The following is a 24,436-nucleotide window of genomic DNA, read 5'->3' on the forward strand; positions in this document are numbered from 1 at the left end:
GCTGAGCTATAGCCCCACATTCCTAAATTACATAGTTGTAATTACTTGGCTGCTGAGTTCCAAGCGGGGTGAACTTTAAATATTTTTATAAAATTGGTCAAGTATTTTTTAGCAATATTTAACTGTTATCGTTTATTTTTGATAGACTCGAGAAAAATACCTCGCGAAACGACAAAAACAATGAAAAAAAGTATCTGTATACTTGCTTTGCTACTTGCAGGGTGTGCCAGTAATGAAGCGCCTCCTTATGAAATAAATAACAAGCAGTTTTATGAGAACGTGGATGAGCAAGGTAACAAAATATTTGCTTATGTTGTATCGGTAAAGGCTGAGCATCGCAGTAACATAAACTTAAATAACGGCGGGCGAGGCGAAAAAAGACCGAGCCGCTCTGATGTAAAACGTTACATAGAACAAGAACACTTCGAAGACTCTAGTGTATTAAAACTTAAGCTTGAAGATGAAGCCGTCAGGTTTTTAAACGAAACCCTCAGTGAAAATAACTATTGTGAAAATAAACACGAAATTACACAAGTGCTATGGCGTGACTTAAGTGTGCAGTTAAGAGGGCGTTGTTTGTAGTATGTTGGCCGATAAAGCAAAGCTTGCGCAGTTGTTAGCGCAATTAGGTATAAATTACGATGTAATAGAACACCCTGCGTTACATACCAGTTTAGATGCTGATGCATTTATGGTGGAGCGCCCAGGTACGCGACTTAAAAACTTGTTTTTGCGTGATAACGAGGGCAAAAAGCACTTTTTAGCAATTACCGCACACGACAAACAGCTCGATTTAAAAACCCTATCTAAGCAACAGGGGCTTTCTCGGTTGGGGTTTGCCTCTAGCGAGCGGTTAGCACGTTATTTAAAAGTGGCGCCCGGGTGTGTGTCTATGCTTGCTTTAGCAAACGATAAACAAAGCAATGTTACTTTGTGGCTTGATCAAGATATTTGGTTTAACGAGCTGTTTCATTGTCTCCCGTTTGAAAACACCCAAACTTGGCTGCTTTCAAAAAATGATTTAAATACCTTTTTTGAGCATACAGGGCATCAGCCTCGGGTAATGTTTTTACCTTCTCGATAGCCTAAAGTGACTAAGACTAAACCAATAAAACACACACTCAGTAAGCAAAGCATAAATGCGGTTTGCCCTGAGTGTTGATAAACAATACCTGGCAATAACGAGCCCAGCGCCCCACCACTATAATAAAACGATACATACCCGCCATTTGTTACACTTGCAGGCGCTTTGCTAATCTTGTTAACAAGCGGAGCAGCGCTTGAGTGTATAACAAACATAGCAGCACAAAATAACGTAAACGCGATTAAAAACACACTCAGTTCCTGGCTTATAAGTAATACAATGCTTAAGTTATACACGATAAAAACCGCAGCAAGTAAATGCCAAGCTGAAGGCACTTTTTTAGCAAGCCAAGGTGTTGCAATAGATGCTAAAGCACCGATTAAGTAGCCGCTGTACACTAAGCCAATATCGCGTGTGTTTGTAATTAAAAAGGTGTTTTGCAAAATAAACGGTAGGTAATTTAATAAGGCTGCAAAGCAAAAAAACATACAAAAAACGGCGCCATACAATTTTAGTACTGCCGCATCTTTTAGCTGCTTAATATACGTTAACGGCGTAAGTACTGATTGATTAGATACCACAAAGCCCGTGGGCTTTATACTTATAGCCAGGCCAATAAGCACAATCGAAATAACATAATAAAAACTTTGCCAATGCCATACATCACTAAATAAAGCGGCTAATACTCGGCCAAAGTAGCCGCCAGCTATGGTACTGCCTATGTATAAGGTCATATTTTTTTGTAAGGCATCTGCGCTGTAACGTATACCAATAAAGCTTGTCATCGCGGTGAGCGCGGCAGGTAAGGTTAAGCCTTGTATAAAACGCACCAAAAGTAATAGCTCAAAACTTGGCGCTACTGTAAACAGTATGCAGCTCAACCCTAAAATAAACATAGCAATACGTAAAATAATAAGCGGGTTTTGCTTGGCTAAAAATAGCCCATAAACCAAAGGTGCAATTGCTAAAGGTAGCATGGTTACGCTCATTAAGCTGCCGGCAAGCGCAGGGGAGACGTTAAATTCGCTAGCAAATAAGCTCAATAAAGGCTGAGGTGCGTACAGCACAAAAAATATAAACACCGAGCAAATAAGTAAATGAGCAAAACGCATTGTAAGGCTTAAAACATAAGCTGATAAGTTAGCCAAAGTATATGAAAAATGGCTTATATTTCATAGGTTAAATCATTAACAATTGCGCTAAATCAAAGTGTATATGCAGCCCTTTGCTAGATTAATGCTAATAGCACTGTTATTTGTACTCGTTGGTGATTAAAATAAACCTAATATAAGTTTTTAGTGGAACAAAGCCATGGGTTCATTACAAGACCAATTGCTGCAAGCAGGGTTAACAACATCGCACAAAGCTAAAGTTGCTAAGTCAGAAAAACGTAAGCAACAAAAAAAGCAAAAAAAAGGGGCTACCAGTAACCCAAGCGATCTGCAAAAGCACATACAGCAAACTAAATTAGAGCAGCAAAAAAAGGCTGAAGAACTTAACCAGTCGCGCCAAGAAGAGCTTAAGCAACGTGAGCAAGTTGCTCGTGTTAAGCAAATACTTGAGCACCATAACCAAGACTCTATCCGCGGTGAGCGTACCTTTAATTTTACTTACGATAACAAAGTAAAAGGGATAGACGTAAACGAGAAAACCCAAAAAGCGTTATCGGGTGGTCGTTTAGCTATTTGTGTACTGGAAGGGCAGTTTTACGTACTCGATGATGAGCCGGCGCGTAAAGTCGCAGAAGTTGATGAAAAGTACATTGTTTTTCATGTTGAACCTGAAAACAAACCAAAAGATGAAGACGACCCATATGCAGACTTTGAAGTACCAGATGATTTAGTATGGTAAGTGTCTGTTCAGTATTGTTTGCTAAAGTTAACAACAATGGCTGAAAACGTAGTCATGTTTGTTTGATCGCCTAACGTAAATTGATACGTATGCTTTTTACTAGATTGTTTACTACAATCAATAGACTATTTTCTAACCGTCAAAAAGAAGAGTGAATATAATGAGCAAGATGAAAGCACTAATAGTAGGCGCGGGTATTAGTTTAGCCGCAAGTTTTTCGTTTAACGCCGCCGCTGCTGATGGCGAAGCCCTTTACACCCAAAAAATGTGTCAAACATGTCACGGTGCAGAAGGTAAAGCACCTATTATGGGCGCATACCCTAAAATTAATGGTCAAAACAAAGACTATTTAGTGGCCCAAATGAAAGATATTAAATCGGGCGCGCGTAGCAATGGTATGACTGCCGCAATGAAAGCAATGGTTGCAACGGTAACGGACGAAGAGTTTGAAGCAATTGCTGACTACCTTTCAAAGGTAAAATAAAGCACCGCGTTTAAAAACGTATTATCGTTTTAAATTAAAGCGCAGCGTAAACAGCCACACAATTGTGTGGCTGTTTTGTTTGTGTTTGCTATAAAATTAATACTGCTTTAGACTTCTAAACATCTATTCGTACTTGTGTTGTTGTACGTATTTTAAAAGGCTGATTATGATTGATTTACCCCAACTAGATTTAAAAAATAAAGTGTCGGAGCAAGAGTGGCAATTGCGCGTAGATTTAGCAGCTTGCTACCGATTAGTAGAGCATTTTCGTTGGGGGGATTTAATATACACGCATTTATCGGCACGTTTACCTGGCACTGATCACTACCTTGTAAATGCGTTTGGCTTAACGTTTGACGAAGTAACTGCATCAAACCTAGTAAAGGTTGATTTGCACGGTAATATTATTGACGACACCCCCTTTAGCATTAACCCGGCAGGTTTTACTATTCATAGCGCAATTCACGAAGTGCGTGAAGATGCTCATTGTGTTATTCACTTACATACTAAAGAAACCATTGCCGTTGCTACACAAAAAAATGGCCTATTGCCACTAAGCCAATACTCTATGTTTTCGCTCCCTTCACTGTCGTACCATGGCTATGAAGGGCTGGCTGTAAATGATGACGAGCGCAAAGTATTACAAGATGATTTAGGCAATACCAATCATATGCTATTGGTAAATCATGGTGGTTTAACCTTAGGCCCAACCGTAGGCGATGCCTTTATGCGCTTTTATGACTTGCAACGTGCCTGCGAAATACAGCTTGCATTACAAGCCAGCTCACAAGAGGTTATTCCGGTGCCGCAGCCAATTATCGACAATATTTATAACCAAGCTAATGTGGTACATAGCGGCAGCACAGGTGGGCAATTAGCGTGGCCTGCCATGTTACGAAAAGCGTACCGACTTGATCCCAGTTTTGCACAATAGCCTGCGTGGCTAATAAGGAATTTTAATGAAAGTAAATCGCGTAGAAGTATTTGATATTCATTGCCCAGAGCGTCCAGCCTGGACGCCGGTTTTTGTACGTATTCATACCGATGAAGGTATTAGTGGTGTAGGTGAGGCTGGTTTAGCTTACGATTTAGGCCACAGCGCAGCAGCAGCAATGATAAAAGAAATGGCTGATGCTTTTTTAATTGGGCACGACCCGTTTCAAACCGAAAAGTTATGGTCGCGTATGTTACGCGAAAGCTTTTGGGGTTTAGGTGGCGGCCCTGTTGTTTATGCAGCAATGAGCGCCATAGATACAGCACTTTGGGATATAAAAGGTAAAGCACTTGGTTTACCGGTATACCAATTACTGGGCGGCAAAGTAAACGATAAGCTACGTACTTATGCATCGCAGCTACAGTTTGATTGGGACAGCGAATTTAAAGCGTTAGTACAACCGCAAGAATACGCAGAAGCGGCGTTAAAAGCGATTGGCGAAGGTTATGATGCAGTAAAAGTTGACCCTATCCAATACGATAAAGACGGCAATACGTATTACGACCGTACTAAAATAATTTCTCGCGCTGAAATGAAGCTATACCGAGCTCGTATGCAAGCTATACGTGAAGCAGTTGGTGATGAAGTGGATATTATTTTTGAGTGTCACAGCTTACCTGGCGCGACCTCTGCTATACAAATTGGTGAAATAGCCGAAGAGTTTGATTGCATGTACTACGAGGAGCCAGTTAACTACTTAAACCATTCTTTACATGCAAAAGTAGCAGATAAAGTAGCAGTGCCAATTGCAGGCGGTGAGCGTTTATACAACCGCTGGGGTGTGCGCCCTTATTTAGAAGATCAAAGCATTGATGTACTACAACCCGATATTGGTTTATGTGGTGGCTTTACTGAAACTAAAAAAGTGTGTGACTACGCCGATATTTTTGATGTGCGTATTCAGGCGCATGTATGTGGCGGGCCGGTTGCTACTGCCGCGTCGTTACATTTAGAAACCGCTATTCCTAACTTTTTGATTCATGAGCATCATACTTATGCCATTAAAAAGTGGAACCGAGAGCTGTGCTTACAAGATCCACAACCAAAAAATGGCTTTTTTGAAGTATCAGAAGAGCCAGGCTTAGGCATTGAATTAAATGATGAGATTGTTATGCGTTCGCAGCGTGTAGAAATTAAATAATTTAAGCTTTATTTAAAGAGCGTTATTTAAATACTATTGTTTAAAGTAAAAGCCGGTAAGTGATAGCTCACTTACCGGCTTTTTTATAGCTGTGTTGCTCTAATACCGATGAGCAATACCATTTGAATTAATTGGCAAGATTAATTGTACACGTAACGCCTTTTATCTCAGCGGTGGCTTTACTATCAAGGTGGCGTATATAGCAGCGATTATTGTTTATCATTAACTCAAATTGATCGGGAAAGTTAAGCTGTTGATTGGCTGTTATATCGCTACGGTTTGTGTTTTTAAGAGTAAAGGTACTGGTGTGAATAAAGATATCGTCAGCAAGCGTTACGTTTTTTATATGCATTAAGCGCTCTATAACACGCTCTACCGCTTGGCTATTTGGCTCGGTAAGTAAGGCATGATGCAGCTTAGGAGTAGGCTGCGTGTTAGATGCGCAACCACTTAAAATAGTTAAGATGCCAAGGGCTGATAATTGCGAGTGTAATGTCATAGTCATTGCCGCATTTACGTAAGTGGTTAAATTTAATATAGCTTAACTAGGGCATGTTATAAAAATGCTTAGCATTTGCGTAGCTAAGGTTGTGCCATATTTTATTTGTTTTACACAAAGCTTGATGGCTATGCCAAACATCATTATAGCTTGCGTTAATTTGGCAAACCGGAAAGTTACTCGCAAACATAATGCGCTGCTCGCCAAAGTGCGAGAACATAGTTTCAAAACAATCTTGTTGCTGTTGTAAATTCAACGCTAAAAGCTCAAAACCTGAAAACTTAATCGCTATATTATTATGCGCACTTAGCATGCGAATGCTTTGCTGCCAGTTATTAATATTATTAGGTAGGCCGCCATGGTTTATTATTATTTTTAGCTGAGGCAGCGCCTTAGCGTAACGAGCAAGCTGAGCAGCTATTGCGGTATTTTCAAGCTCAAACTGGGCTTCATAATGCAGTCCTTGCTGGCAAAGGGTTTGCAAATTACTAAAGCACACTGGGTTTAATAATCGCTGTGCGTCTGCGCCTTCGGTGATATCCCGTATGCCTATTAAATGCGGGTGGGCAAGGGCGTTAATTGCTTTTGCAAATTGCACAGGTGCGCAATCTAACTGAGCGTAACTAATGGCTTTAAAGGGAAGCTTTTTTAAATGCGCCGTTAGCCAATTAAGTTCGTTAATGGGGGCGTTGTTATCAAAACCTGCCTCTATATGTACTATACCGGCGAGGGTAAAGTCACTGCTCTCTAGTAGCTCTTTTTCGCTAATAGGTTGTTTTATTAACTCTAAATTTGGCCATGCTGGTGGGTTTTCGCCTTGCAGCCAAGTATATTGCCCCTCAGCAAGGTTAAAAAAATGCACGTGGGGGTCAATAATTTTCAGGCTCATTGGCATGTGCTCATTGTGTGGTATAGCCGCCATCAATATGTTGTAGGCTACCGGTTATAAAGCTTGCATCATCACTTGCTAAAAAGCTAACTAACGCGGCAACTTCATCAGCTTGTCCTAAGCGGTTTAGCGGTTGAAGGCTTGCCTCTTCTGCCACTATATCGGCCTTGTTAGCCCCACTTTTTTTACAATAAGCATCTATCGCGTTGTGAAATAGAGGGGTTTCTATTGTCCCTGGGCATACCGCATTCGCGCGAATATTAAATTGGGCGTAATCAAGTGCTGTAGTTTTTGCCATAGAAGCAAGAGCATGTTTTGTCAGGTTGTAGGCAAACGAGTTAGGTTTACCAATTATTGCCTGATCTGAGGCTATTAAAATAATAGCGCCATTGCTTTGCGCTTTCATGCTGGGTAGTACACTTTGTACAGCCGCATAGGCTCCTTTAACGTTCAATGCAAATAACGCATCGAAAGTATGCTCATCGGTATCCTCTATGCTAGCACTGAGGTGTTTACCGGCGTTAGAAACAAGTACATCTATGCGTGAGCTTTGTTTACAAATGGCCGTAATACATGCTTTTACAGCACTAACATTACTCACATCGCATTGGTGAAAAACCCCCAGCTCGCTGTACTCAATATCCAAATTGTGCACCGTGTAGCCATTTTCAATAAAGCGTTTTACAACCGCTAATCCAATGCCTTTTGTACCGCCTGTAACAATAGCAACCTTAGACATACTTGCTCCTAATTTAAGGTGTGTGATTAGTGAGAGTGACCACAGCCGCCTTCAGCGTGAACATGGCCATGCGAAATCTCTTCACTGGTTGCTTCACGAACCGATACCACTTCTAAATCAAACGTTAGCGTTTTGCCTGCAAACGGGTGGTTTAAATCGCAATCTGCATTAAAGCGGCCTACTTTAACTAATGTTACCTGGTGTTGGCCTTGGTTTGAGTGCACCATCGCAGTCATACCTGGTTTCCACACTTTTACGTCACCTTGTAGGTGCTTAAGCGGAATACGCTGAATTAAATCGTCAACGCGCTCACCGTATGACTCGCTAGGCTCAAGTGTTACGCTAAACTTATCGCCAGCTGCTTTGCCTTCAAGTGCTTTTTCTAAGCCAGGAAGCATGCCTTCGCTGCCATGAATATAGCTAAGAGGCGCGTGGTTTACACTGCTTTCTAGTTGCTCGCCCGCTTCGCTTAATGTGTAATGAAATTCAACTGCTGAATTTTTGCTAATTTGCATGCTTGTCTCTTTAAGTTTTTGACTAAGTTAAAAGCCGATTTTACGCGAAATACCGAGCTTTATAAACTCAGCGTGGTTGAATAAGTGATTTTTGTAGATCTTGCAGTAAATCTTGTTTTTGCTGCGGCTGTTTGGGTTTTTCTGCCTGGGGAATAAATAGCGTTAATTGCGTGCCAGGCTTTAAAATGCTTGAGGCACTTAAGTTGTTCCATTTAGCTAAATCACTGTGCGGCACTTCGTAAAGCTGGCTAATGCTCCACAAGCTATCGCCTTGTTTTACTTCATAGTCTATTTCAAGAGTGGGGATCACGACTTCTTGTGGCTCCAAATAAGGACTAATTTGATAATCTATAGTGAGCGATTTTGGGAGCGTTTTAGGCTGTCCAACCAGCAGTTTTTCACCTATGCCTATCATATTATTTTGTTTGCCATTGAGCTGCTTTAACGCGCTTACCGACATGCTGAAGCGCCTTGCAATGCTGTATAACGTATCATTTTTTTTAACGATGTATTCGCCTGCAAAATTAGACTTAAAAAACTGACTTTTTAACAGTGCCTCTTGGCCGATAGGTAAAAGCAATGAGTGGGGACCATTCGGTGAGCTTTGATTTTTTAAATAGCCCTGGTTAAGCGCGTGCAACTGTTTTGAGCCAACCCCGGAGAGCTTAGCGATGACCGAAAAATCAAACTGTTGGCCAACATTCATTTGCGTTGTTATTGGTTTATTAGCCAGTTTAGGACGCTTAAAACCTTTTTGCGGGTGTTTAACTAAGTAGCTGAGCGCTAACAGTTTAGGTACGTAGTCGGCCGTTTCTTTTGGCAGCTTTAGGGAAAAGTAATCGGTACTTTTGCCACGTTTTTTATTTCGCTCAATGGCTCGTTTAACACGCCCCTCACCACTATTATAAGCCGCTAGGGCGTGTAGCCAGTCGCCATCAAAGCGTTTGTGTAAATAGCTGAGGTATTCAAGTGCGGCATCGGTGGAGGCAAGTACGTCTTGTCGTCCGTCATACCACTGATCGGATTTAATGCCAAAATGATGCGCTGTGGCGGCCACTAATTGCCAAACGCCTACCGCTTGCTGCGATGAGGCAATGGTGGGTCTAAAATCACTTTCTACAAAGGGCAGTAAAGCCAGCTCCATAGGCAGGCGCTTTTGCTCAATTTTTTTTACGATATGATACAAATAAGGCGCGGCGCGTTTATTTACCGTGGGTAAATAGTTAGGTTGTTTTAAATACCAGTTAATACGCTTTTTTAAGGCGCGATTTTGATACACCGTAAAATGTAGGTTGTTGGCAATATGCACCCATAGGTTTTTAGCTTTGGCGGGGCGCTTTTTTACAATTGTTTTTTTTGCCTTTACCGGCGGCGCAGTATTGGCTTGCTGTAATTGTTTTGGCTGTACAGGCTCAAGCTCTATTTGGTTTTCGTAGCTTGGCTCAAAGTGAGTAAAAATTTGTGGTGCGTCTGTTTCGGGTTGTGTTTGTGTGCTGTTACAGCCATACAAAAAAATAATTACACAACTTACAAGCAATCCACGCATCTTCATCTCTTATCTACAATCCTTTATTTTATAACACTACTGCGCGTGCTCAATTAACTGGGCGCGCTTAAGCCCAGCCTGTAAAAATAACTGGCTCGACTTTGTATTTAACGCTTCTTGTTTATATGGTGCTAAAACATCCGCAGGGAAACTCTCAGTAAGTTGCTCAAGCGTTTGTTTTTTATTGTTTTTAACATGGGTTCTTAAATTTGTTAAAAACATTAAAGGCTGCTTAAGTTGCGCTTTTTCAAGCGCCCCGCCGTGGCCGGGAAGTATTGTACGCAAATTAGGCTGATTAATATAGCGTTTGAGCAAGGCTTGCCAATTTTGTAACTGGCCGTGGCCTGGGTAGGGTAGCCAGTCAACAATATCGCCGCCTATTAGCAGCGTGCCATTATTGGTGCTAAGTGTTAAATCGCCGTTTGTGTGGGCTTTTTCGGGCGTTATTTGTACCGCAAAGTTACCTAAATCAATACTTTGTTGCTCGCTGATTACGGTGCTAGGTGATTTTAAGTGATAGTTTTTCCAACGTAAAAAACGTTGTTTAGCTAAAGAGAGCTTTTCGCGCCACTGTGTTTGCTGTTGCTCGGGCAATGTGGCTAAGCGCTGATAGCTCAGCTCTATACTTTTTTCATAGCCTGCTAACTTATCATCATAAGCCTGTTGGTATGTGGCAAAATTATCGGCTACCTGTTTATGTACTATTAGCTGCGCTTTTGGGAAGGCGTTTTGTAATACGGCCATGCCGAGTAAATGGTCGTCATGAAAGTGGGTCGCAACTAAATAACAGAGCGGGGTTTTAAGGTGTTTTTTTAACTGTTTTGCCAGTGCTTCAACGGCTGCAAAGTTTCCGCTTGCATCTACCATGAGTGCGCATTGCTCGCCCTCTATGAGCACTTGGTTGGAATCGTAAAAACGTAGCTTATCTTGTTGTTTTAAAAATTGTACATTTTCGTTTATTTGCTGCCAAGTAACCGCTGCCTTACTAGAGTGAGAAAATAGGCTAAGGGTAATAAAAAGGGCGGGGATTACAGTTACTAAAAGGGGTTTTAATGTCATTGTGTTTCTCTGCGCGGCATTTATTTACCCTCATAATAAACAAAAAGCGCACGGGGCGCTTTTTATTTTTTTATTGGATCACTCGCCAAGCATTGGCTGAGTTTATCAATGAGTTGATCTTGCTGCTGCTGCTCTACACTGGCATGCGTTTTAGCTTCTAGCAACTCATGGCTAAGTGTAAGTGCTGCTAAAAGTATCGCCTGTTGTTCGTTGCGAACTGATGAGCGTTGCTTTGTTTGCTCAACCAAGTCATTTAAATTTTGTGCTGCTGCTATTAATGCATCTTCTTGCCCAACCGGGCATGCAAACTGCTGCTCTTTACCTAGCAACTCAACTGTGACCCGCTGGTTTTGCAGCTCAGACATTAGCTTGCCTGTTGTGCGCTTTGTAGTTTATCAAGTAAGCCTGTTAACGTAGAGCTGGCATCTTTTTGCTTTTCTTCGTTTTCAAGGGCTTCTAGTTGTAAAATTTCGTTTTCGTCGCTTAGTTTTGCGTTTTGCTCTTTTAAGCTAGCAACATCTGTTTGTAATTGGTTGTTGCGCTCGATAAGCGAGTCAATCAGTTGTTCGAGTTGTTGAAGAGTTGTGTTGTTCATAAAGGCGCTCATATAACTGTAATTAATGTCATGCAAATGTAAAGCAAAGTGTGTTGTTTTGCCAGCATTTACGGTGGTTTTAGCACAATTTTATTGTTTATTAAGTGATAATTCAGGGTGGCGGCTTTTTTGTTCATAAATGGTTCACTTAACTGCTCACTAAGCGGTGTATAGGTTGCCAAAATACAGAGCTTATGGTTCACTGCCGATATTAAATTGCGTATAGCGAAAATTAACAATGCTTAGTTACAGACACTCTTTTCATGCAGGTAACCCTGCCGATGTGCTTAAACATTTAGTACTTGCACAGGTACTTCAATATCAAACCATTAAAGATAAACCTCTTGATTATATTGATACCCACTCTGGTGCGGGATTTTTTGAGTTAAGTTCATCTGATGCCCAAAAAACACAAGAATACAAAGAGGGCATTGCTAAGCTTTGGCAACATAGCAGTGAGCACGAGGCGCTAAACGATTATATTGCATTAATTAAATCGTTTAATGATGGGGACGAACTGGCGTTTTACCCCGGTTCGCCAAAAATTGCTGAGCATTACTTACGTCGTCAAGACAAAGGCTGGTTTTTTGAATTACACCCGCGCGATTTACAGTTACTTGAGCAAAACATGCAAGGTAAGCGCTCTATTCGCGTACGTGGCGAAAACGGTTTTGCCGGATTAATAGGGTTACTTCCGCCAGCTTCACGCCGTGCATGTGTGCTTATTGACCCACCTTATGAGATAAAAGACGATTACGATACTGTAGTAAGCACTTTAGTTAAGGCGCACCAGCGCTTTGCAACCGGCACATATATGATTTGGTACCCCGTTGTTGATAGGGAGCGAATCAATACGATGGAGCAAGGGCTGATTGAGTCGGGAATGCGTAATATTCAATTATTTGAGTTAGGCACGCAAGCGGATACTGACGTACACGGTATGACGGCATCAGGCATGATTGTTATTAACCCACCGTGGAAATTAAAACAAACTATGGAGAGCATATTACCTGAGTTAGTTGAGCTTTTAAGTGAGCCTAGCGGGTTTTATAGAAGCGAGCAGTTAGTCGACGAATAACTGCCTGCCATTATGTAAAGTAAAAGCCCAGCTGGGCTTTTATTTAATTAAAATAAACCGCATTAAAGGTGGCAAGCGTGTTGCCACTGTTATCTTTTAATTCTAAAGACTCGCCTTCTATAGCCCACTTTTGCGTGTTATTGAGCATGTTTAACATAGCCGCTTCTTGCTCCATGCTTTGTGAGCACATTTTTTTTGTACTTGCCAATTGGCTAAACGAAATTGAATGTTGCTCTGTGCTATAGCTACCACTGACGTTATTACACCCTAAAAAGCCGTTAACGCGGTTATCTTTATCAAATTGTATAAATGGCTCTTTTGTTCTTACACTGACTGTTTGCGCATTAATTGTAATGGCTTTCCAGTATGTATTTGTAAGGGTAACATCGCTTTTAGGTGAGGCGACTTTTTCAAGCTCAATTTCGTGAAGAATCCCCGAGTTTGCATTTTTAAAAGGGTCGTACTGCATTGTGCTGGTATAAAGAACCTTGTCTTTATTAATGATTCTAGCGGTGAGGTTATAGCGGTGTTTATCAACAATGTTGTTGTCATCATAAGCTAGCTCCACGGTATACGGCGGCGCTTTATTTATATCAATTACTTGTTGCGTAATTATTTCGGCTTTTACATCTGCTTTTGACACATCAGATAGCGTTACAATTAGTTGTGAGCCAGGGCGTGGCATACTGCGATCTTTATAGCTCACTTGCGTGGTTAAACCCATAACGCTTTTTTCTTGTACTGTGGATTGTGATTCGTTAGCTGGTTTTTCACAGCCCGCTAATGTAAGTGCACTTAGGGCTAATAAACCTAAGCCAGTAAATGTGCGTTTTTGAAACCTAAATTGCTGCTTTGCCATGCTTGCGCTCCTTATTCCTATATTGCTGGTAAGTGTAGGGGGGAGGAGCTTAATCATGGCTTAACTTTTTAAGGCACAAAAAAAGGCGCTAATGCGCCTTAATATAATGCTTTAACGCTATTTTTTTACAAACTTTGTTAAAATAACAATACGTTGGCCGTCTACTCGTCCTTCAATATGTTCAGGGTTATTTGTTAAGCCTATATTGCGTACTGCTGTGCCGCGTTTTGCGGTCAAGCTACTACCTTTAACGTCTAAGTCTTTAATTAAAGTAACGGTATCGCCAGCTTGTAGCACTACGCCGTTACTGTCTACGTGTTTTATATCGTCATCTTCAGCAAGGGCTTTTTTGGCCCAAGTAAGGGTGTCTTCTTCTAGGTAAATCATATCTAGCGCATCTTGTGCCCAGCCATTATCAACAGCTAAGCGCGTTAGCATTCTGTAAGCCACTACTTGTACGGCAGGTGTTTGGCTCCACATGCTGTCGTTTAAACAGTGCCAATGTGTTGGGGTAAGCTCGCTGTTGTTTTCTATTTGATCTTTACAGGTTTGGCAGGTGTAAATGCATTTGTCTGAATGGGTTTCGGTAACAGGAGGCACTTCGTAAACAGATAAGTGTTCGGTTGCGCTGCATAATTCACACTGGTTATTACTGCGCTCGATTAAGGCTTTTTCAATACTCATAAGGCGTTCTTATATAGGAAGAGGTTTACATTTGGCCGTATTATACCCTAGCAAAGGTAGGCGGCGATACTAATCCCTTAAATTTTGTGCGGGTATTGGGTTAATGTATTTATCTTCTATGCGTTTTATGTAACCACTGCTATGTAAGTGGGTAAGGGCTTGGTTAATTTTAGGCAGTAACGCTTTGTGCTTAGCAAGTAAACGCACTCTTAAATAACCATGCGAATGCTGGGCGCCAAACTCAGCATTAATATTTAATTGTTTAGACCAATACGCTGCGGTATGAATACCCATAATAGCAACGTCAATACGCGCTTTAGATAATGCAATCATTAGCTCTTTTTCAGAGGGAAAATCGACGCGGTTAAATTTTGCATCATCATGGTAGTAGTAGCCAAGTACTGTACCAACCTCTTTAGAGTATAAACTTTGCTTAGTTTGATACTGTGCGACGTTATCAGGCAGTGCAACAATCATTTCGGTTGCGGGGATCAGCGGCTCTGAAAAAATATAGTAAGGGTTATCTCGCTCGCTTTGCGCTAACCATTTTAAAGAAATTACATCAAAATCAATAAAGCCGTTTTCTAAATATTTGGTAATTCGCTTAGTGGGAAGCTCAACGTGGTTGGCGGTAATATTTGCTTGCGCCATTAAAGCGGTGATTATTTCTGGCAAAATGCCGGGTTTTTCTGGGTTGCCGGTGTAAAAAGGGTAGTGACTACCTGACGCACTGACATTGTAATTTAGTTCTGGCTGGTTTTGCTGGGCATTAGCAAACGTAGCAAGATGCAAAATAAATAAGGGTAAAAACAACTTTAAAAAAAACAAATACGTAACCTTTGCTAAACTTTTAACCTTGAGCGTTATGTAATTTTACTCCGCTTGCAATGATTCTAGAATCTTCATAGCAGTTGAATTACAGTGTATAACCTAATTGTAATAAACAACGTCAAATTAGATAGGTTTTATTAAGTGAATCCCACAAATATTTTACAGAACGGGCAAAAGATAACACAGTTTGTTGCAAGGCAACCTATTTTTGATGCGCAGCAGAATGTGTTTGCTTATGAGCTGCTTTATCGCGATTCAGCCCATAACGCATTTCCTGTGGGGACATCTGATGAGCAAGCAACCAGCCGTTTGTTTTTTAATACGCTGATGATGCTAGGGCCAGACAAACTTACAGCGCATCATTTGGCGTTTATTAACCTTTCTTCAGCCACTATTTTAGAAAATTTTCCTAAATTGTTAGTGCCACAAAATTGTGTGTTAGAAATTGTTGAGCGTACGAACAAAATAGCTGAGGTAACTCAGCGCGTGAAAGCGCTCAAGCAAGAGGGATACAAGTTTGCCTTAGATGATTACGATGGCGACGATAAATGGTCGCCATTACTTGCGCATGTAGATTACATCAAAATTGAAATGGACGATGTAATAATTAAAACCAATATGCGCATAAAAAAAATTAAACGCGCTAATCCGCATGCAAAAATTATTGTTGAGCGCATAGAAACTCATGCGCAATTTCACTCGTTAAAACAAGCCGGTTGCGATTTGTTTCAGGGTTACTTTTTTGCCCGCCCAGAGATGATCACTTACAAAGATGTGGAGCCGGGTAAGGTGATTGTGTTTGATTTACTGCGCTTTACGGCAAAAGAATCTTTATGCTTTGATGAAATACAAAAACAAGTAGCCAGAGATGTGGCAATTACAGCGCGAGTATTGAAATTAGCGAATGCCCGCTCGGGCAGTGCTAAATTAACCATTACCTCTATTTCGCAAGCGGTTGTGTATTTAGGAGAGGACAGCATAAGGCAACTGGTACGCGTGCTGGCGCTGAGCGAATTAGGCGCCGATAAGCCCTCAGAACTCACAAAACTTGCCTTAACTAGAGCGCAGTTTATTGCGCTATTACTAGGGCAAAACCACGCAGAACTGGTTGGTCAGGGCTACTTGGTAGGGTTGTTTTCTGTGATGGATGCAATTTTAGATACAGACCTTGAAGCGATTGTTAAAGAATTTTCGCTAGATGAAAGTATTGCTCAGGCATTATTAAACAATGATGGCATTTTAGGGCAAAGCCTTGCGCTTATTAGGGCGTTTGAACTAGATGAAATGGATAAAATAGCGGTGTTAATGCCGGCAATAAACAGTGATTTGCATATAGGTCATATTTTTAATTATGTTCTTGATGCACTGTTGTATAGTGACGAAATTATTGAGGCTATTGCAGAATAAATATGCGTAATTGGTTATCTATTTTAAGTATTGTGGTTGCATTAGGGCTGTTATTTCCTGGTGTTACCAAACCTGTGTTATCGATTGAGGGCAACATTGATAAATCGCAACTCGCCAAAGCAGGCATAGAAATGCTGGCTGAGGAAGGCGATGGCCGTACCCGTAGTATGTTAATGATGTTCTCTAGCATGTTAGGACTTGATAAATTAGAGGGTGAAATAAACGCGTATAGCAAAACACAAAGCATTTGGGGAACCGTAAACGAGCTAGCTAATAATAATAATTTATTTGTAGCAGCGTTAGTTGGGTTGTTCTCTATTGTGATCCCAAGCTTAAAATTATTGCTGCAATTACTGTATTGCTGCTTGTCGGCCAGCAGATTTAAAAATAAGTTAGGTGTGGTTATTTGCGCACTGAGCAAGTGGAGCATGGTGGATGTGTTTGTTATTGCGTTAATAGTGACTTATTTGGCAGGCAATGCACATGGCAAAAGTAGCGATTTACTAATTATGCATAGCACTTTTGGTGAGGGATTTTGGTATTTTAGTGCTTATTGTATTTTTGCTATTTTAGCGAGTAGCTTAATTACACCACCTAAAAAAGAAAATTAATTATTTGAGTTAGCTCAATAACTCAAATATTATTACTGGGTAATTTACTTAATAGGCTTTGTTTTGCAGCGTTTTTACTCAAATTTACTCGTTGTTGTGATGCTACTCACGTTTGTGGGGCAAGCCGTTGCGTCTGTAAATCAGCAGTGCGAAATGCCACATATGAGCCTATCAGCAAAGCATGCCACACATGTAATGAGCGAGAGTAAATTGCATACAGGTATGATGGAAATGGATTGCTGCAGTGATGAAGCAGATGTTCAAAATGATTGTCATTGCCCCATAAATGGCTGTGGAAGCAGCTCTATTTTAACGTACCCGGCCTTATTTACTGCTTTTTCGTTATCGAGTGAAAAAGTTACCCAGCTTAATAGCGGTATTTCCTCCCCACCTAGTAATACTTTATATCGCCCTCCTATGTTTGCTTAAACGCAGGATAGGTGTGATACCAATCGACTTGATTATTTAGTCATTTAGCGTGCCAAATAAAGCGTTAACAGCGTTATAAACCTCTCGTGTAGAGCAACTACATGCCGATATTTATGCCTTGTTATCACTCTATTTAACTGTCGCTATACATAACGACTAATTTAACACCATTGGTATGAGTGAAATTTAGCTATATTCGCTTAAAGCGCCTGTTCTGCTTGTTAATTTAAGATTTTATTTTTAATTTTAGATGGAGCAGGCAATGACCCGCACTGTAATTTTTAAAGCTGTATTACTGAGCGCCACCTTATTTGGTGCTGTATTTAATAGTGATGCTATAGCAAAAGCATCAACCCTTAATTTAACGGATGCCATAAACCTAGCGCTCAATAACGAGCCGTGGCTGAGCGCCAGTGAGCAAAAGCAAGCCGCCGCCACAGCGCAAAGTATTGCTGCAGGAACACTACCAGATCCCGTATTAAGCATAGGTTTGCAAAGCGTACCCGTAGATGGCTTTGCGTTTGATCAAGAAAACATGACGCAGTTAAAACTGGGTATAAGCCAAAGCTTTAGCCGTGGTAATAGCCTGGCACTTAGCCAACAAGCAATAAAAGAAGAGGCACTTGAGCAGCCGTGGCTTAGGGCGCAGCGAAAGGCGCAAGTAAAAGCTAGGGTAATGGAGCTGTGGTTAAATGCCTACAGAGCACAGCAAAGTATTGCGTTAATTGAACAAGATAAAGCATTGTTTAGCCAGTTAATTGAAGTTACCGAAGCCAGTTACTCCAGTAGTTTAGGTAAAACCCGTCAGCAAGATATTATTCGCTCACAATTGGAGCTCACACGCCTTGAAGATAAACTGATTGTATTAGCGCAGCAGCTAGATGCCGCTAAACAAGGGTTAGCCCAGTGGTTACCACAGAGCATATTACGCCAACCATTAAGCCTAACTTTTACAGCGCCAGCCCCGCTTACCCAATTTAATAGCTTAGACTTTGATGAACTCATTAAGTTACTTATGGCGCATCCCTCTATGGTGGCTATAGATCAACGTATAGCCGCTAAACGTACACAAGTGAGCCTTGCTAAACAAAGTTATAAGCCACAACTTGGCGTAAATATGGGTTATGGCTACCGCGCTGATAACCAAGCTGGTGAATCGCGTTCTGATTTGCTTTCGGTTGGGGTGAGTATTGATTTACCTTTATTTACCGACAATAGGCAAGATCAGCAAGTTAATGCGGCTATTGCTAATGCAGAGGCCATAAAAACCGACAAACGCGTGGCGCTACAAAGCTTAAAAGGACAGTACTTTAAAGAGGTTAGTCAACTTGAGCGAATTGAGCAGCGCAATACGCTTTATCAAAACACGTTATTACCGCAAATGTCGCAGCAAGCTCAGGCTACTTTAAACGCGTATACCCGTGACGATGGCGACTTTTCTGATGTTATGCGCGCGCGTATTAGTGAGCTAAACGCCAAAATAGATGCCCTTAATATTCAAATAGACAAACACATAATTATTGCTCGCTTAAATTATTACGCAGCCAGTTTAGACTCGCTAGTAATGGCTGAGCTACAAGGATAAAACAATGAAAACTAACTTAAAATACCTTGTAGCGCTGCTTATTGGTGCCACGTTAATGTTTATTGCTAATCGTTGGTTGATTGATGACACTGAGCACTTAGCCACAACCGCTGATAATAAAAAAGCGAAGCCGCTGTATTGGGTTGCGCCAATGGACAGTAACTATAGGCGCGATGAACCAGGGCTATCACCAATGGGGATGGAGCTGGTGCCTGTATATGCAAACGCTGAAAACGACAGCCCAGGTACTATAAAAATATCACCTGAAGTGGTTAATAACTTAGGCGTTAAAACCAGTAAAGTGCAACTGAAAACACTGCAAAGTGATATTCAAACAATCGGTTATGTGCAATACAATCAAGATCAGTTAACTCATATTCACCCCCGCGTAGAAGGGTGGATAGAAACCCTATTTGTAAAAGCGCAAGGGGAGCCCGTTAGTGCTGGTGAGCCACTTTACACACTTTACTCTCCTCAACTTGTGAACGCACAAGAAGAATTTTTACTCGCAGTAAATAGAAAAAACAGCGTATTGATCCGGGCTGCTAAAGCGCGTTTAGAGTCGCTAAATGTGTCTGATGGCTTTATTGAGCGCTTAGAAAAAAATAAAAAAGTGATGCAAAATATTACATTTTACGCGCGTCAAAGTGGCGTGCTTGATGAGCTTAATATACGTGAAGGTTTTTATGTTAAGCCCGGCACCTCAATGATGAGCATCGCTAAATTAGATCAAGTATGGGTAGAGGCAGAAGTATTTGAGCGCCAAGCAGCTTTAGTGAGCAAAGGGCTACCCGTTACAATGACCCTTGATTACATTCAAGGTAAGCAGTGGCAGGGCGTAGTAGATTACATTTATCCAGCGCTTAATGCTAAAAATCGCACTTTACGTGTAAGGCTGCGTTTTGAAAATACCGCAGGGCTACTTAAGCCTAATATGTTTGCCCAAGTAAGTATTCACACACACAGTGACTCACCGCAATTAGTTATACCTAAGCAAGCGCTTATTCGTACAGGTGCACAAAACCGAGTAGTACTTGCTCTAGGCGATGGGCGTTTTAAATCGGTGGCGGTAAAAGTTGGGCAAATTAGCCAACATGAGGTGGCTATTCTATCGGGCATTACCAAAGAAGACCGTGTTGTAACTGCTGCGCAGTTTTTAATAGACTCTGAATCGAGTAAAGACTCGGACTTTAAGCGTATGAGCGCGCCAAGCACTCACGCCATGAGCGACATGCCTAACATGGAAATGGACAAGGCTGAAGCGGTTCAAACAGCTACAGTAATGGGAACCATAAATAATATAAACGCAGCGCAGCGGGTTATTAATATTAGCAGAGAGGCTATTGCTAAATGGAACAGAGGCCCTGCTACTATGGACTTTATGCTTGCTAAAGAGCTTGATATTAGTGCGCTTTCCCCTGATCAGCAGGTGCATTTTACATTTAGCATTATTGAGGGCGAATTTGTAATAAGCAAAATTGCTGAGCACCCTACTGACGAAGGCGCAGCTCATCATTCAATGAATGGGGGGTCATTATGATAGCTGCTGTTATTCGCTGGTCGGTTGTTAATCGTGTTCTCGTCTTGTTACTGAGTATTATTGTATTTGGCGCGGGTATTTACAGTGTAAAACAGACACCCGTTGATGCGCTTCCGGATTTATCGGACGTGCAGGTAATTGTTAAAACCAGCTACCCAGGCCAAGCGCCCCAAGTAGTGCAAGACCAAGTTACCTTTCCGCTCACCACGGCAATGCTGTCTGTGCCTGGTGCTAAAACAGTGCGTGGTTTTTCGTTTTTTGGCGACTCGTATGTGTATATTATTTTTGATGAAAATACCGATATTTACTGGGCCCGTAGCCGCGTACAAGAGTATTTAAGTCAGGTAGAAAGCCGCTTGCCAGCGAGTGCAAAGGCACAACTTGGGCCCGATGCCACAGGAGTGGGGTGGGTTTATTTATATGCATTAGTCGATAAAACAAATCAGCTCAATATTAGCCAGCTTCGTAGCTTGCAAGATTGGTTTTTAAAATTTGAACTGCAAAGTGTTGAAGGTGTATCTGAGGTAGCCGCTGTAGGTGGCATGATAAAGCAGTACCAAGTGGTTGTAGACCCCGTTAAGTTACGTGCTTATGGCCTTCCTCTTAGTTTGATACAAACTGCAATTACCCAAGGTAATCAAGAAACTGGCGCCTCAGTAATCGAAATGGCTGAAGCCGAATACATGGTAACCAGCACAGGTTATATTAAAAGTGTCGCCGACTTAGAAGCCATTCCATTAGGAATTAACGCCCAAGGAAGTGCATTACAATTACGAGATGTAGCAAATGTACGCTTAGGTCCTCAAATGCGACGAGGCATTGCAGAGCTAAATGGCGAAGGCGAGGTTGCGGGTGGCATTGTGGTGATGCGTTATGGCGAAAACGCCCAAGAAACGATTTCTCGGGTAAAAGCAAAACTTGAGTCTTTAAAACAAGGGTTACCCGAAGGGGTTGAAATAATTCCGGTTTACGACCGCTCCACGTTAATAAAAAGCGCGGTCGATAACCTAAGTAGTAAATTGTTTGAAGAGCTCATTATTGTAGCCTTAGTGTGCGTGGTATTTTTATTTCATGTGCGCTCATCGCTGGTGGCTATTATTACCTTGCCTATGGGTATATTAATGGCTTTTATTGTGATGTATTGGCAAGGTGTAAACGCTAATATTATGTCGTTAGGCGGGATTGCTATTGCTATTGGCGCTATGACAGATGGTGCTATCGTAATGATAGAAAACATGCATAAACACATGGAAAAAACGCCACTGACCAAGCAAAACCGTTGGCAAATAGTGACTAAATCGGCCACCGAGGTAGGCCCTGCGTTATTTTTTAGTTTGCTCATTATTACTGTAAGTTTTATGCCTGTATTTATTTTAGAGGCGCAAGAAGGGCGCATGTTTGCCCCGCTTGCTTATACTAAAACGTATGCAATGGCAGCCTCTGCCGGCTTAGCTATAACCTTAGTGCCGGTGTTAATGGGCTACTTTATTCGGGGTAAGGTCATTTCTGAGCATAAAAACCCTATTAATAGAGCCTTGGTTGCAGGGTATAAACCGCTGTTAGCCACCGTACTTAAATTTCCAAAAAGTACGTTATTTATTGCATTTATAGTGACGGTTATAGGCTTTTATCCGGTAAACAAAATAGGCAGTGAGTTTATTCCTTTGCTAGATGAAGGAGACTTAATGTATATGCCAACAACTTACCCAGGGCTCTCTATTGGTGAAGCACGAAAAATTTTACAGCAAACAGACAAGCTCATAGCCTCTGTGCCTGAAGTAAAAACTGTATTTGGTAAAATAGGGCGCGCCGATACCGCAACCGACCCCGCACCGCTGACAATGATTGAAACCTTTATTCAATTTAAGCCCAAATCACAGTGGCGAGAGGGCATGACGAAGCAAAAAATTAAAGCCGAGTTGGAAAGCTTAGTTGCATTACCGGGCCTTACAAATGCGTGGGTTATGCCAATAAAAACGCGAATTGATATGCTTGCCACCGGTATTAAAACGCCCGTAGGTATTAAAATTGCGGGCCCAAGCTTGTTAGAAATTCAAAATATTGGGCAGCAAATTGAGCAATTGTTAAAAGATGTGCCCGGCACAGCCTCAGTGTATTCAGAGCGTGTAGCCACAGGGCGTTATATTAAAGTGGATATAAACCGCGAAAAAGCAGCACGGTATAATCTAAATATAGCCGACATACAACAGGTTGTAGCTACTGCAATTGGCGGCTCAAACGTGACTGAAACAATTGAAGGGCAACAGCGTTACCCGGTAAATTTACGCTACCCGCAGAGCTTTCGTGCTTCGCCTGAAGATTTAAAATTATTACCTATTATTACACCGTCAGGCCAACATATTGCACTTGGTGATGTTGCTAAAGTATTTATTGAAGATGGCCCTACCGGCATTAAAAGCGAAAATGCGCGTTTAAATGGGTGGAGCTTAATTGATATTAAAGGCAGTGATATTGGCAGCTATGTAGCACAAGCTCAGCAAGTACTTGGTGATAACCTACAATTACCCGCTGGTTATTCAATTACTTGGGCAGGGCAGTACGAATACATGCAACGCGCAAAAGCAAAGCTTACTTATGTGATCCCGCTGACACTCGCAATTATTGTAATACTGCTATACCTTAATTTTAAATGCCTAAGCGAAGTACTTATTATTATTGCCACCCTTCCTTTGGCTATGGTAGGCGGCATTTGGCTAATGTACTTTGAAGCGTTTAACTTTTCGGTGGCAGTGGGTGTGGGGTTTATTGCATTGGCCGGTGTTGCGGTAGAAATAGGCGTCATAATGCTTGTATATTTAAACCAAGCTTATACAGAGCAGCGCCAGCAGTGCGAGCAAACTGGAACTGCATTTAACTTACAAGCGCTACAACACGCTATTATGCAAGGTGCAGGGCTAAGAGTGCGCCCCGTAATGATGACGGTAGCTACCATTATTGCTGGCTTATTACCCGTTTTATACGGCACCGGCACCGGTAGCGAAGTAATGAGTAGAATAGCTGCGCCGATGGTAGGCGGGATGCTAAGCGCAATTATACTTACGTTATTGGTTATACCTGCGGTGTATTTACTGTGGAAAAAGCAGCATATTAGTCAATAGGTGTTGTTCTTTGTGAGTTAAAACTTGCTGAATGAAGGGGCGGTTAAATCGCGGCGCACGGTTTGTACCCTTGTGAGCTTGATAGCTGCCCCTAATTCAGCACGCTCTAATAACACAAGGTGGGCAATACCCGTTTCGTTGCCCTATAAAAATTACCCGTATTTTGTAACTTGTACCAAATAACCCGCCTAGCTCCTATTTTTTTATTTTTAGTGCATTGTTTTTAATTGAGTTTATGTTGGCACGGTTTACGCAACCTATACCTTATACAGTCAACTTAGTAAGGAATGCACATGCAAGTTAAAACAATTAAAGAAGTGTACGATTGGACCGTTCTATTTCACACACAAATGGCGGCAAATTTTTACAGCGTTAAGGAGTTACTTGATGAACGTAACGCGATGCTAGTGGACTATTATTTAGATTATGAAAAAAAGTTAGCTGAAGACTTAGTTGGCTTTAAAGCAATTACAGAGATCAACACCTTAGATACTTACAGCTACGAATACTTTGCAGACAACCCCGAGTTAATTACGTTCAACGATATTAGCAAAGACCAAGAATTTGATGAAAAGGTGATTCAAAACTACCTCTCTGAGCAGCACAAAAAAGTAATCGAACTTTACGAGTACTTATTAGAGCGCGCTGAGACAGAAAACGGTAAAGAAAAGCTCGAGCAAATTTTAGAGCTTGAAAAGCAAGGCGTTAAGCAAATGATGCAAAGCTCAAACCGCCATATGGATATGTAAACCTGATAAAATAACTCGGTTGTTACCTTTATAGGTGAATATCTTTATAGATAAAGCTTTAAACGCCCTTGGGTTTACCCGAGGGCGCTTTATTATGTGTGCTTTACATGGGGCGTAAGTAAAGCAGCAAGCTCACTTTAAAAAGTGC

The 24,436-nt window shown here is 41.5% G+C and carries 26 protein-coding genes; 14 read left to right on the top strand and 12 right to left on the bottom strand.

What is annotated here, in order from left to right; all coding sequences use genetic code 11:
• The first annotated feature begins 180 nt into the window (after nucleotides 1–180).
• Nucleotides 181–582 (top strand): putative periplasmic lipoprotein, encoded by a 402-nt coding sequence (locus CWC04_RS12160; RefSeq protein ID WP_024031465.1) that lies wholly within the window; start codon nucleotides 181–183, stop codon nucleotides 580–582.
• A gap of 1 nt (nucleotide 583) precedes the next feature.
• A complete protein-coding gene (locus tag CWC04_RS12165; RefSeq protein ID WP_138685556.1) occupies nucleotides 584–1,084 on the top strand; it encodes a prolyl-tRNA synthetase associated domain-containing protein in 501 nt (166 codons plus the stop codon).
• Here the strand turns inward: CWC04_RS12165 and CWC04_RS12170 are convergent.
• Nucleotides 1,051–2,196, bottom strand: a complete 1,146-nt coding sequence (locus CWC04_RS12170) for an MFS transporter (protein ID WP_138685557.1) — start codon at nucleotides 2,194–2,196, stop codon at nucleotides 1,051–1,053. The genes CWC04_RS12165 and CWC04_RS12170 overlap by 34 nt on opposite strands.
• 199 nt (nucleotides 2,197–2,395) lie before the next feature.
• On the opposite strand from CWC04_RS12170, the gene CWC04_RS12175 reads away from it, so the two are divergent.
• From CWC04_RS12175 to CWC04_RS12190, 4 genes are all read left to right on the top strand, one after another.
• Entirely contained in the window at nucleotides 2,396–2,935 is a 540-nt protein-coding gene (locus tag CWC04_RS12175) for a DUF2058 domain-containing protein (protein ID WP_004587650.1), read from the top strand.
• A gap of 160 nt (nucleotides 2,936–3,095) precedes the next feature.
• On the top strand, nucleotides 3,096–3,419 hold the full coding sequence (locus tag CWC04_RS12180) for a c-type cytochrome (protein ID WP_004587649.1): 324 nt from the start codon (nucleotides 3,096–3,098) through the stop codon (nucleotides 3,417–3,419).
• Nucleotides 3,420–3,585: 166 nt separating this feature from the next.
• Entirely contained in the window at nucleotides 3,586–4,353 is a 768-nt protein-coding gene (locus CWC04_RS12185; RefSeq protein ID WP_138685558.1) for a class II aldolase/adducin family protein, read from the top strand.
• Nucleotides 4,354–4,378: 25 nt separating this feature from the next.
• A complete protein-coding gene (locus tag CWC04_RS12190; RefSeq protein WP_054983246.1) occupies nucleotides 4,379–5,554 on the top strand; it encodes a mandelate racemase/muconate lactonizing enzyme family protein in 1,176 nt (391 codons plus the stop codon).
• A 127-nt stretch (nucleotides 5,555–5,681) separates the two neighbouring features.
• Here the strand turns inward: CWC04_RS12190 and CWC04_RS12195 are convergent, their stop codons facing one another.
• The 8 genes from CWC04_RS12195 to CWC04_RS12230 form a co-directional block, all read right to left on the bottom strand.
• A complete protein-coding gene (locus CWC04_RS12195; RefSeq protein WP_029772597.1) occupies nucleotides 5,682–6,053 on the bottom strand; it encodes a hypothetical protein in 372 nt (123 codons plus the stop codon).
• Between the two features lie 46 nt (nucleotides 6,054–6,099).
• Complete coding sequence (locus tag CWC04_RS12200; RefSeq protein ID WP_138685559.1) at nucleotides 6,100–6,942, bottom strand: amidohydrolase family protein; 843 nt, start codon at nucleotides 6,940–6,942, stop codon at nucleotides 6,100–6,102.
• Between the two features lie 10 nt (nucleotides 6,943–6,952).
• Nucleotides 6,953–7,681: an SDR family NAD(P)-dependent oxidoreductase gene (locus tag CWC04_RS12205; protein WP_138685560.1), complete on the bottom strand. Its 729-nt coding sequence runs from the start codon at nucleotides 7,679–7,681 to the stop codon at nucleotides 6,953–6,955.
• Nucleotides 7,682–7,707: 26 nt separating this feature from the next.
• Nucleotides 7,708–8,196, bottom strand: coding sequence for an FKBP-type peptidyl-prolyl cis-trans isomerase (locus CWC04_RS12210; protein ID WP_024031457.1), 489 nt, complete (start codon nucleotides 8,194–8,196; stop codon nucleotides 7,708–7,710).
• A 67-nt stretch (nucleotides 8,197–8,263) separates the two neighbouring features.
• On the bottom strand, nucleotides 8,264–9,742 hold the full coding sequence (locus CWC04_RS12215) for a LysM peptidoglycan-binding domain-containing protein (RefSeq protein WP_096740233.1): 1,479 nt from the start codon (nucleotides 9,740–9,742) through the stop codon (nucleotides 8,264–8,266).
• A gap of 36 nt (nucleotides 9,743–9,778) precedes the next feature.
• Complete coding sequence (locus CWC04_RS12220; RefSeq protein WP_138685561.1) at nucleotides 9,779–10,801, bottom strand: MBL fold metallo-hydrolase; 1,023 nt, start codon at nucleotides 10,799–10,801, stop codon at nucleotides 9,779–9,781.
• Nucleotides 10,802–10,863: 62 nt separating this feature from the next.
• Nucleotides 10,864–11,166, bottom strand: a complete 303-nt coding sequence (locus CWC04_RS12225) for a cell division protein ZapA (protein ID WP_004587640.1) — start codon at nucleotides 11,164–11,166, stop codon at nucleotides 10,864–10,866.
• The gene (locus CWC04_RS12230) at nucleotides 11,166–11,396 is read right to left on the bottom strand and encodes a cell division protein ZapB (RefSeq protein ID WP_024031454.1); all 231 of its coding nucleotides are present in this window, start codon (nucleotides 11,394–11,396) and stop codon (nucleotides 11,166–11,168) included. Before CWC04_RS12230 ends, CWC04_RS12225 begins: the two co-directional genes overlap by 1 nt.
• A 238-nt stretch (nucleotides 11,397–11,634) precedes the next feature.
• On the opposite strand from CWC04_RS12230, the gene CWC04_RS12235 reads away from it, so the two are divergent.
• Nucleotides 11,635–12,474, top strand: coding sequence for a 23S rRNA (adenine(2030)-N(6))-methyltransferase RlmJ (locus tag CWC04_RS12235; protein WP_126008357.1), 840 nt, complete (start codon nucleotides 11,635–11,637; stop codon nucleotides 12,472–12,474).
• Nucleotides 12,475–12,517: 43 nt separating this feature from the next.
• Here CWC04_RS12235 and CWC04_RS12240 read toward each other — a convergent pair whose 3' ends face one another.
• From CWC04_RS12240 to CWC04_RS12250, 3 genes are all read right to left on the bottom strand, one after another.
• Nucleotides 12,518–13,333: an META domain-containing protein gene (locus CWC04_RS12240; RefSeq protein ID WP_138685562.1), complete on the bottom strand. Its 816-nt coding sequence runs from the start codon at nucleotides 13,331–13,333 to the stop codon at nucleotides 12,518–12,520.
• Nucleotides 13,334–13,450: 117 nt separating this feature from the next.
• Entirely contained in the window at nucleotides 13,451–14,017 is a 567-nt protein-coding gene (locus CWC04_RS12245; protein ID WP_055252603.1) for a PhnA domain-containing protein, read from the bottom strand.
• A gap of 69 nt (nucleotides 14,018–14,086) precedes the next feature.
• Nucleotides 14,087–14,845: a substrate-binding periplasmic protein gene (locus CWC04_RS12250; protein WP_138685563.1), complete on the bottom strand. Its 759-nt coding sequence runs from the start codon at nucleotides 14,843–14,845 to the stop codon at nucleotides 14,087–14,089.
• 144 nt (nucleotides 14,846–14,989) lie between these two features.
• On the opposite strand from CWC04_RS12250, the gene CWC04_RS12255 reads away from it, so the two are divergent.
• The 7 genes from CWC04_RS12255 to CWC04_RS12285 all read left to right on the top strand — a co-directional run bounded on the left by CWC04_RS12255 (nucleotide 14,990) and on the right by CWC04_RS12285 (nucleotide 24,288).
• A complete protein-coding gene (locus CWC04_RS12255) occupies nucleotides 14,990–16,255 on the top strand; it encodes an EAL and HDOD domain-containing protein (RefSeq protein WP_138685564.1) in 1,266 nt (421 codons plus the stop codon).
• Between the two features lie 2 nt (nucleotides 16,256–16,257).
• The gene (locus tag CWC04_RS12260) at nucleotides 16,258–16,866 is read left to right on the top strand and encodes a paraquat-inducible protein A (RefSeq protein ID WP_138685565.1); all 609 of its coding nucleotides are present in this window, start codon (nucleotides 16,258–16,260) and stop codon (nucleotides 16,864–16,866) included.
• 63 nt (nucleotides 16,867–16,929) lie between these two features.
• Nucleotides 16,930–17,295 carry a hypothetical protein gene (locus CWC04_RS12265; protein WP_249326142.1) on the top strand — a complete coding sequence of 122 codons (366 nt, stop codon included), beginning with the start codon at nucleotides 16,930–16,932 and terminating at the stop codon, nucleotides 17,293–17,295.
• Nucleotides 17,296–17,557: 262 nt separating this feature from the next.
• Nucleotides 17,558–18,880, top strand: coding sequence for a TolC family protein (locus CWC04_RS12270; protein WP_138685566.1), 1,323 nt, complete (start codon nucleotides 17,558–17,560; stop codon nucleotides 18,878–18,880).
• 4 nt (nucleotides 18,881–18,884) lie between these two features.
• Nucleotides 18,885–20,420 (top strand): efflux RND transporter periplasmic adaptor subunit, encoded by a 1,536-nt coding sequence (locus CWC04_RS12275; RefSeq protein WP_138685567.1) that lies wholly within the window; start codon nucleotides 18,885–18,887, stop codon nucleotides 20,418–20,420.
• Nucleotides 20,417–23,539: an efflux RND transporter permease subunit gene (locus CWC04_RS12280; RefSeq protein ID WP_138685568.1), complete on the top strand. Its 3,123-nt coding sequence runs from the start codon at nucleotides 20,417–20,419 to the stop codon at nucleotides 23,537–23,539. The genes CWC04_RS12275 and CWC04_RS12280 overlap by 4 nt, the downstream gene beginning before the upstream one ends.
• A 293-nt stretch (nucleotides 23,540–23,832) precedes the next feature.
• The gene (locus CWC04_RS12285; protein WP_004587628.1) at nucleotides 23,833–24,288 is read left to right on the top strand and encodes a hypothetical protein; all 456 of its coding nucleotides are present in this window, start codon (nucleotides 23,833–23,835) and stop codon (nucleotides 24,286–24,288) included.
• Nucleotides 24,289–24,436 lie beyond the last annotated feature (148 nt).

The organism is Pseudoalteromonas sp. S2893, assembly GCF_005887105.1.
In the GTDB taxonomy this organism is placed as follows: Bacteria; Pseudomonadota; Gammaproteobacteria; order Enterobacterales; family Alteromonadaceae; genus Pseudoalteromonas; species Pseudoalteromonas atlantica.

Coding starts and splice junctions, on each gene's coding strand:
- CWC04_RS12170 (WP_138685557.1), bottom strand. CDS start 2,196: ATGCGTTTTGCTCATTTACTTATTTGCTCGGTGTTTATATTTTTTGTG.
- CWC04_RS12260 (WP_138685565.1), top strand. CDS start 16,258: ATGCGTAATTGGTTATCTATTTTAAGTATTGTGGTTGCATTAGGGCTG.
- CWC04_RS12195 (WP_029772597.1), bottom strand. CDS start 6,053: ATGACATTACACTCGCAATTATCAGCCCTTGGCATCTTAACTATTTTA.
- CWC04_RS12205 (WP_138685560.1), bottom strand. CDS start 7,681: ATGTCTAAGGTTGCTATTGTTACAGGCGGTACAAAAGGCATTGGATTA.
- CWC04_RS12230 (WP_024031454.1), bottom strand. CDS start 11,396: ATGAACAACACAACTCTTCAACAACTCGAACAACTGATTGACTCGCTT.
- CWC04_RS12190 (WP_054983246.1), top strand. CDS start 4,379: ATGAAAGTAAATCGCGTAGAAGTATTTGATATTCATTGCCCAGAGCGT.
- CWC04_RS12220 (WP_138685561.1), bottom strand. CDS start 10,801: ATGACATTAAAACCCCTTTTAGTAACTGTAATCCCCGCCCTTTTTATT.
- CWC04_RS12210 (WP_024031457.1), bottom strand. CDS start 8,196: ATGCAAATTAGCAAAAATTCAGCAGTTGAATTTCATTACACATTAAGC.
- CWC04_RS12175 (WP_004587650.1), top strand. CDS start 2,396: ATGGGTTCATTACAAGACCAATTGCTGCAAGCAGGGTTAACAACATCG.
- CWC04_RS12165 (WP_138685556.1), top strand. CDS start 584: ATGTTGGCCGATAAAGCAAAGCTTGCGCAGTTGTTAGCGCAATTAGGT.
- CWC04_RS12215 (WP_096740233.1), bottom strand. CDS start 9,742: ATGCGTGGATTGCTTGTAAGTTGTGTAATTATTTTTTTGTATGGCTGT.
- CWC04_RS12275 (WP_138685567.1), top strand. CDS start 18,885: ATGAAAACTAACTTAAAATACCTTGTAGCGCTGCTTATTGGTGCCACG.
- CWC04_RS12240 (WP_138685562.1), bottom strand. CDS start 13,333: ATGGCAAAGCAGCAATTTAGGTTTCAAAAACGCACATTTACTGGCTTA.
- CWC04_RS12180 (WP_004587649.1), top strand. CDS start 3,096: ATGAGCAAGATGAAAGCACTAATAGTAGGCGCGGGTATTAGTTTAGCC.
- CWC04_RS12285 (WP_004587628.1), top strand. CDS start 23,833: ATGCAAGTTAAAACAATTAAAGAAGTGTACGATTGGACCGTTCTATTT.
- CWC04_RS12245 (WP_055252603.1), bottom strand. CDS start 14,017: ATGAGTATTGAAAAAGCCTTAATCGAGCGCAGTAATAACCAGTGTGAA.
- CWC04_RS12225 (WP_004587640.1), bottom strand. CDS start 11,166: ATGTCTGAGCTGCAAAACCAGCGGGTCACAGTTGAGTTGCTAGGTAAA.
- CWC04_RS12280 (WP_138685568.1), top strand. CDS start 20,417: ATGATAGCTGCTGTTATTCGCTGGTCGGTTGTTAATCGTGTTCTCGTC.
- CWC04_RS12270 (WP_138685566.1), top strand. CDS start 17,558: ATGACCCGCACTGTAATTTTTAAAGCTGTATTACTGAGCGCCACCTTA.
- CWC04_RS12160 (WP_024031465.1), top strand. CDS start 181: ATGAAAAAAAGTATCTGTATACTTGCTTTGCTACTTGCAGGGTGTGCC.
- CWC04_RS12235 (WP_126008357.1), top strand. CDS start 11,635: ATGCTTAGTTACAGACACTCTTTTCATGCAGGTAACCCTGCCGATGTG.
- CWC04_RS12200 (WP_138685559.1), bottom strand. CDS start 6,942: ATGAGCCTGAAAATTATTGACCCCCACGTGCATTTTTTTAACCTTGCT.
- CWC04_RS12185 (WP_138685558.1), top strand. CDS start 3,586: ATGATTGATTTACCCCAACTAGATTTAAAAAATAAAGTGTCGGAGCAA.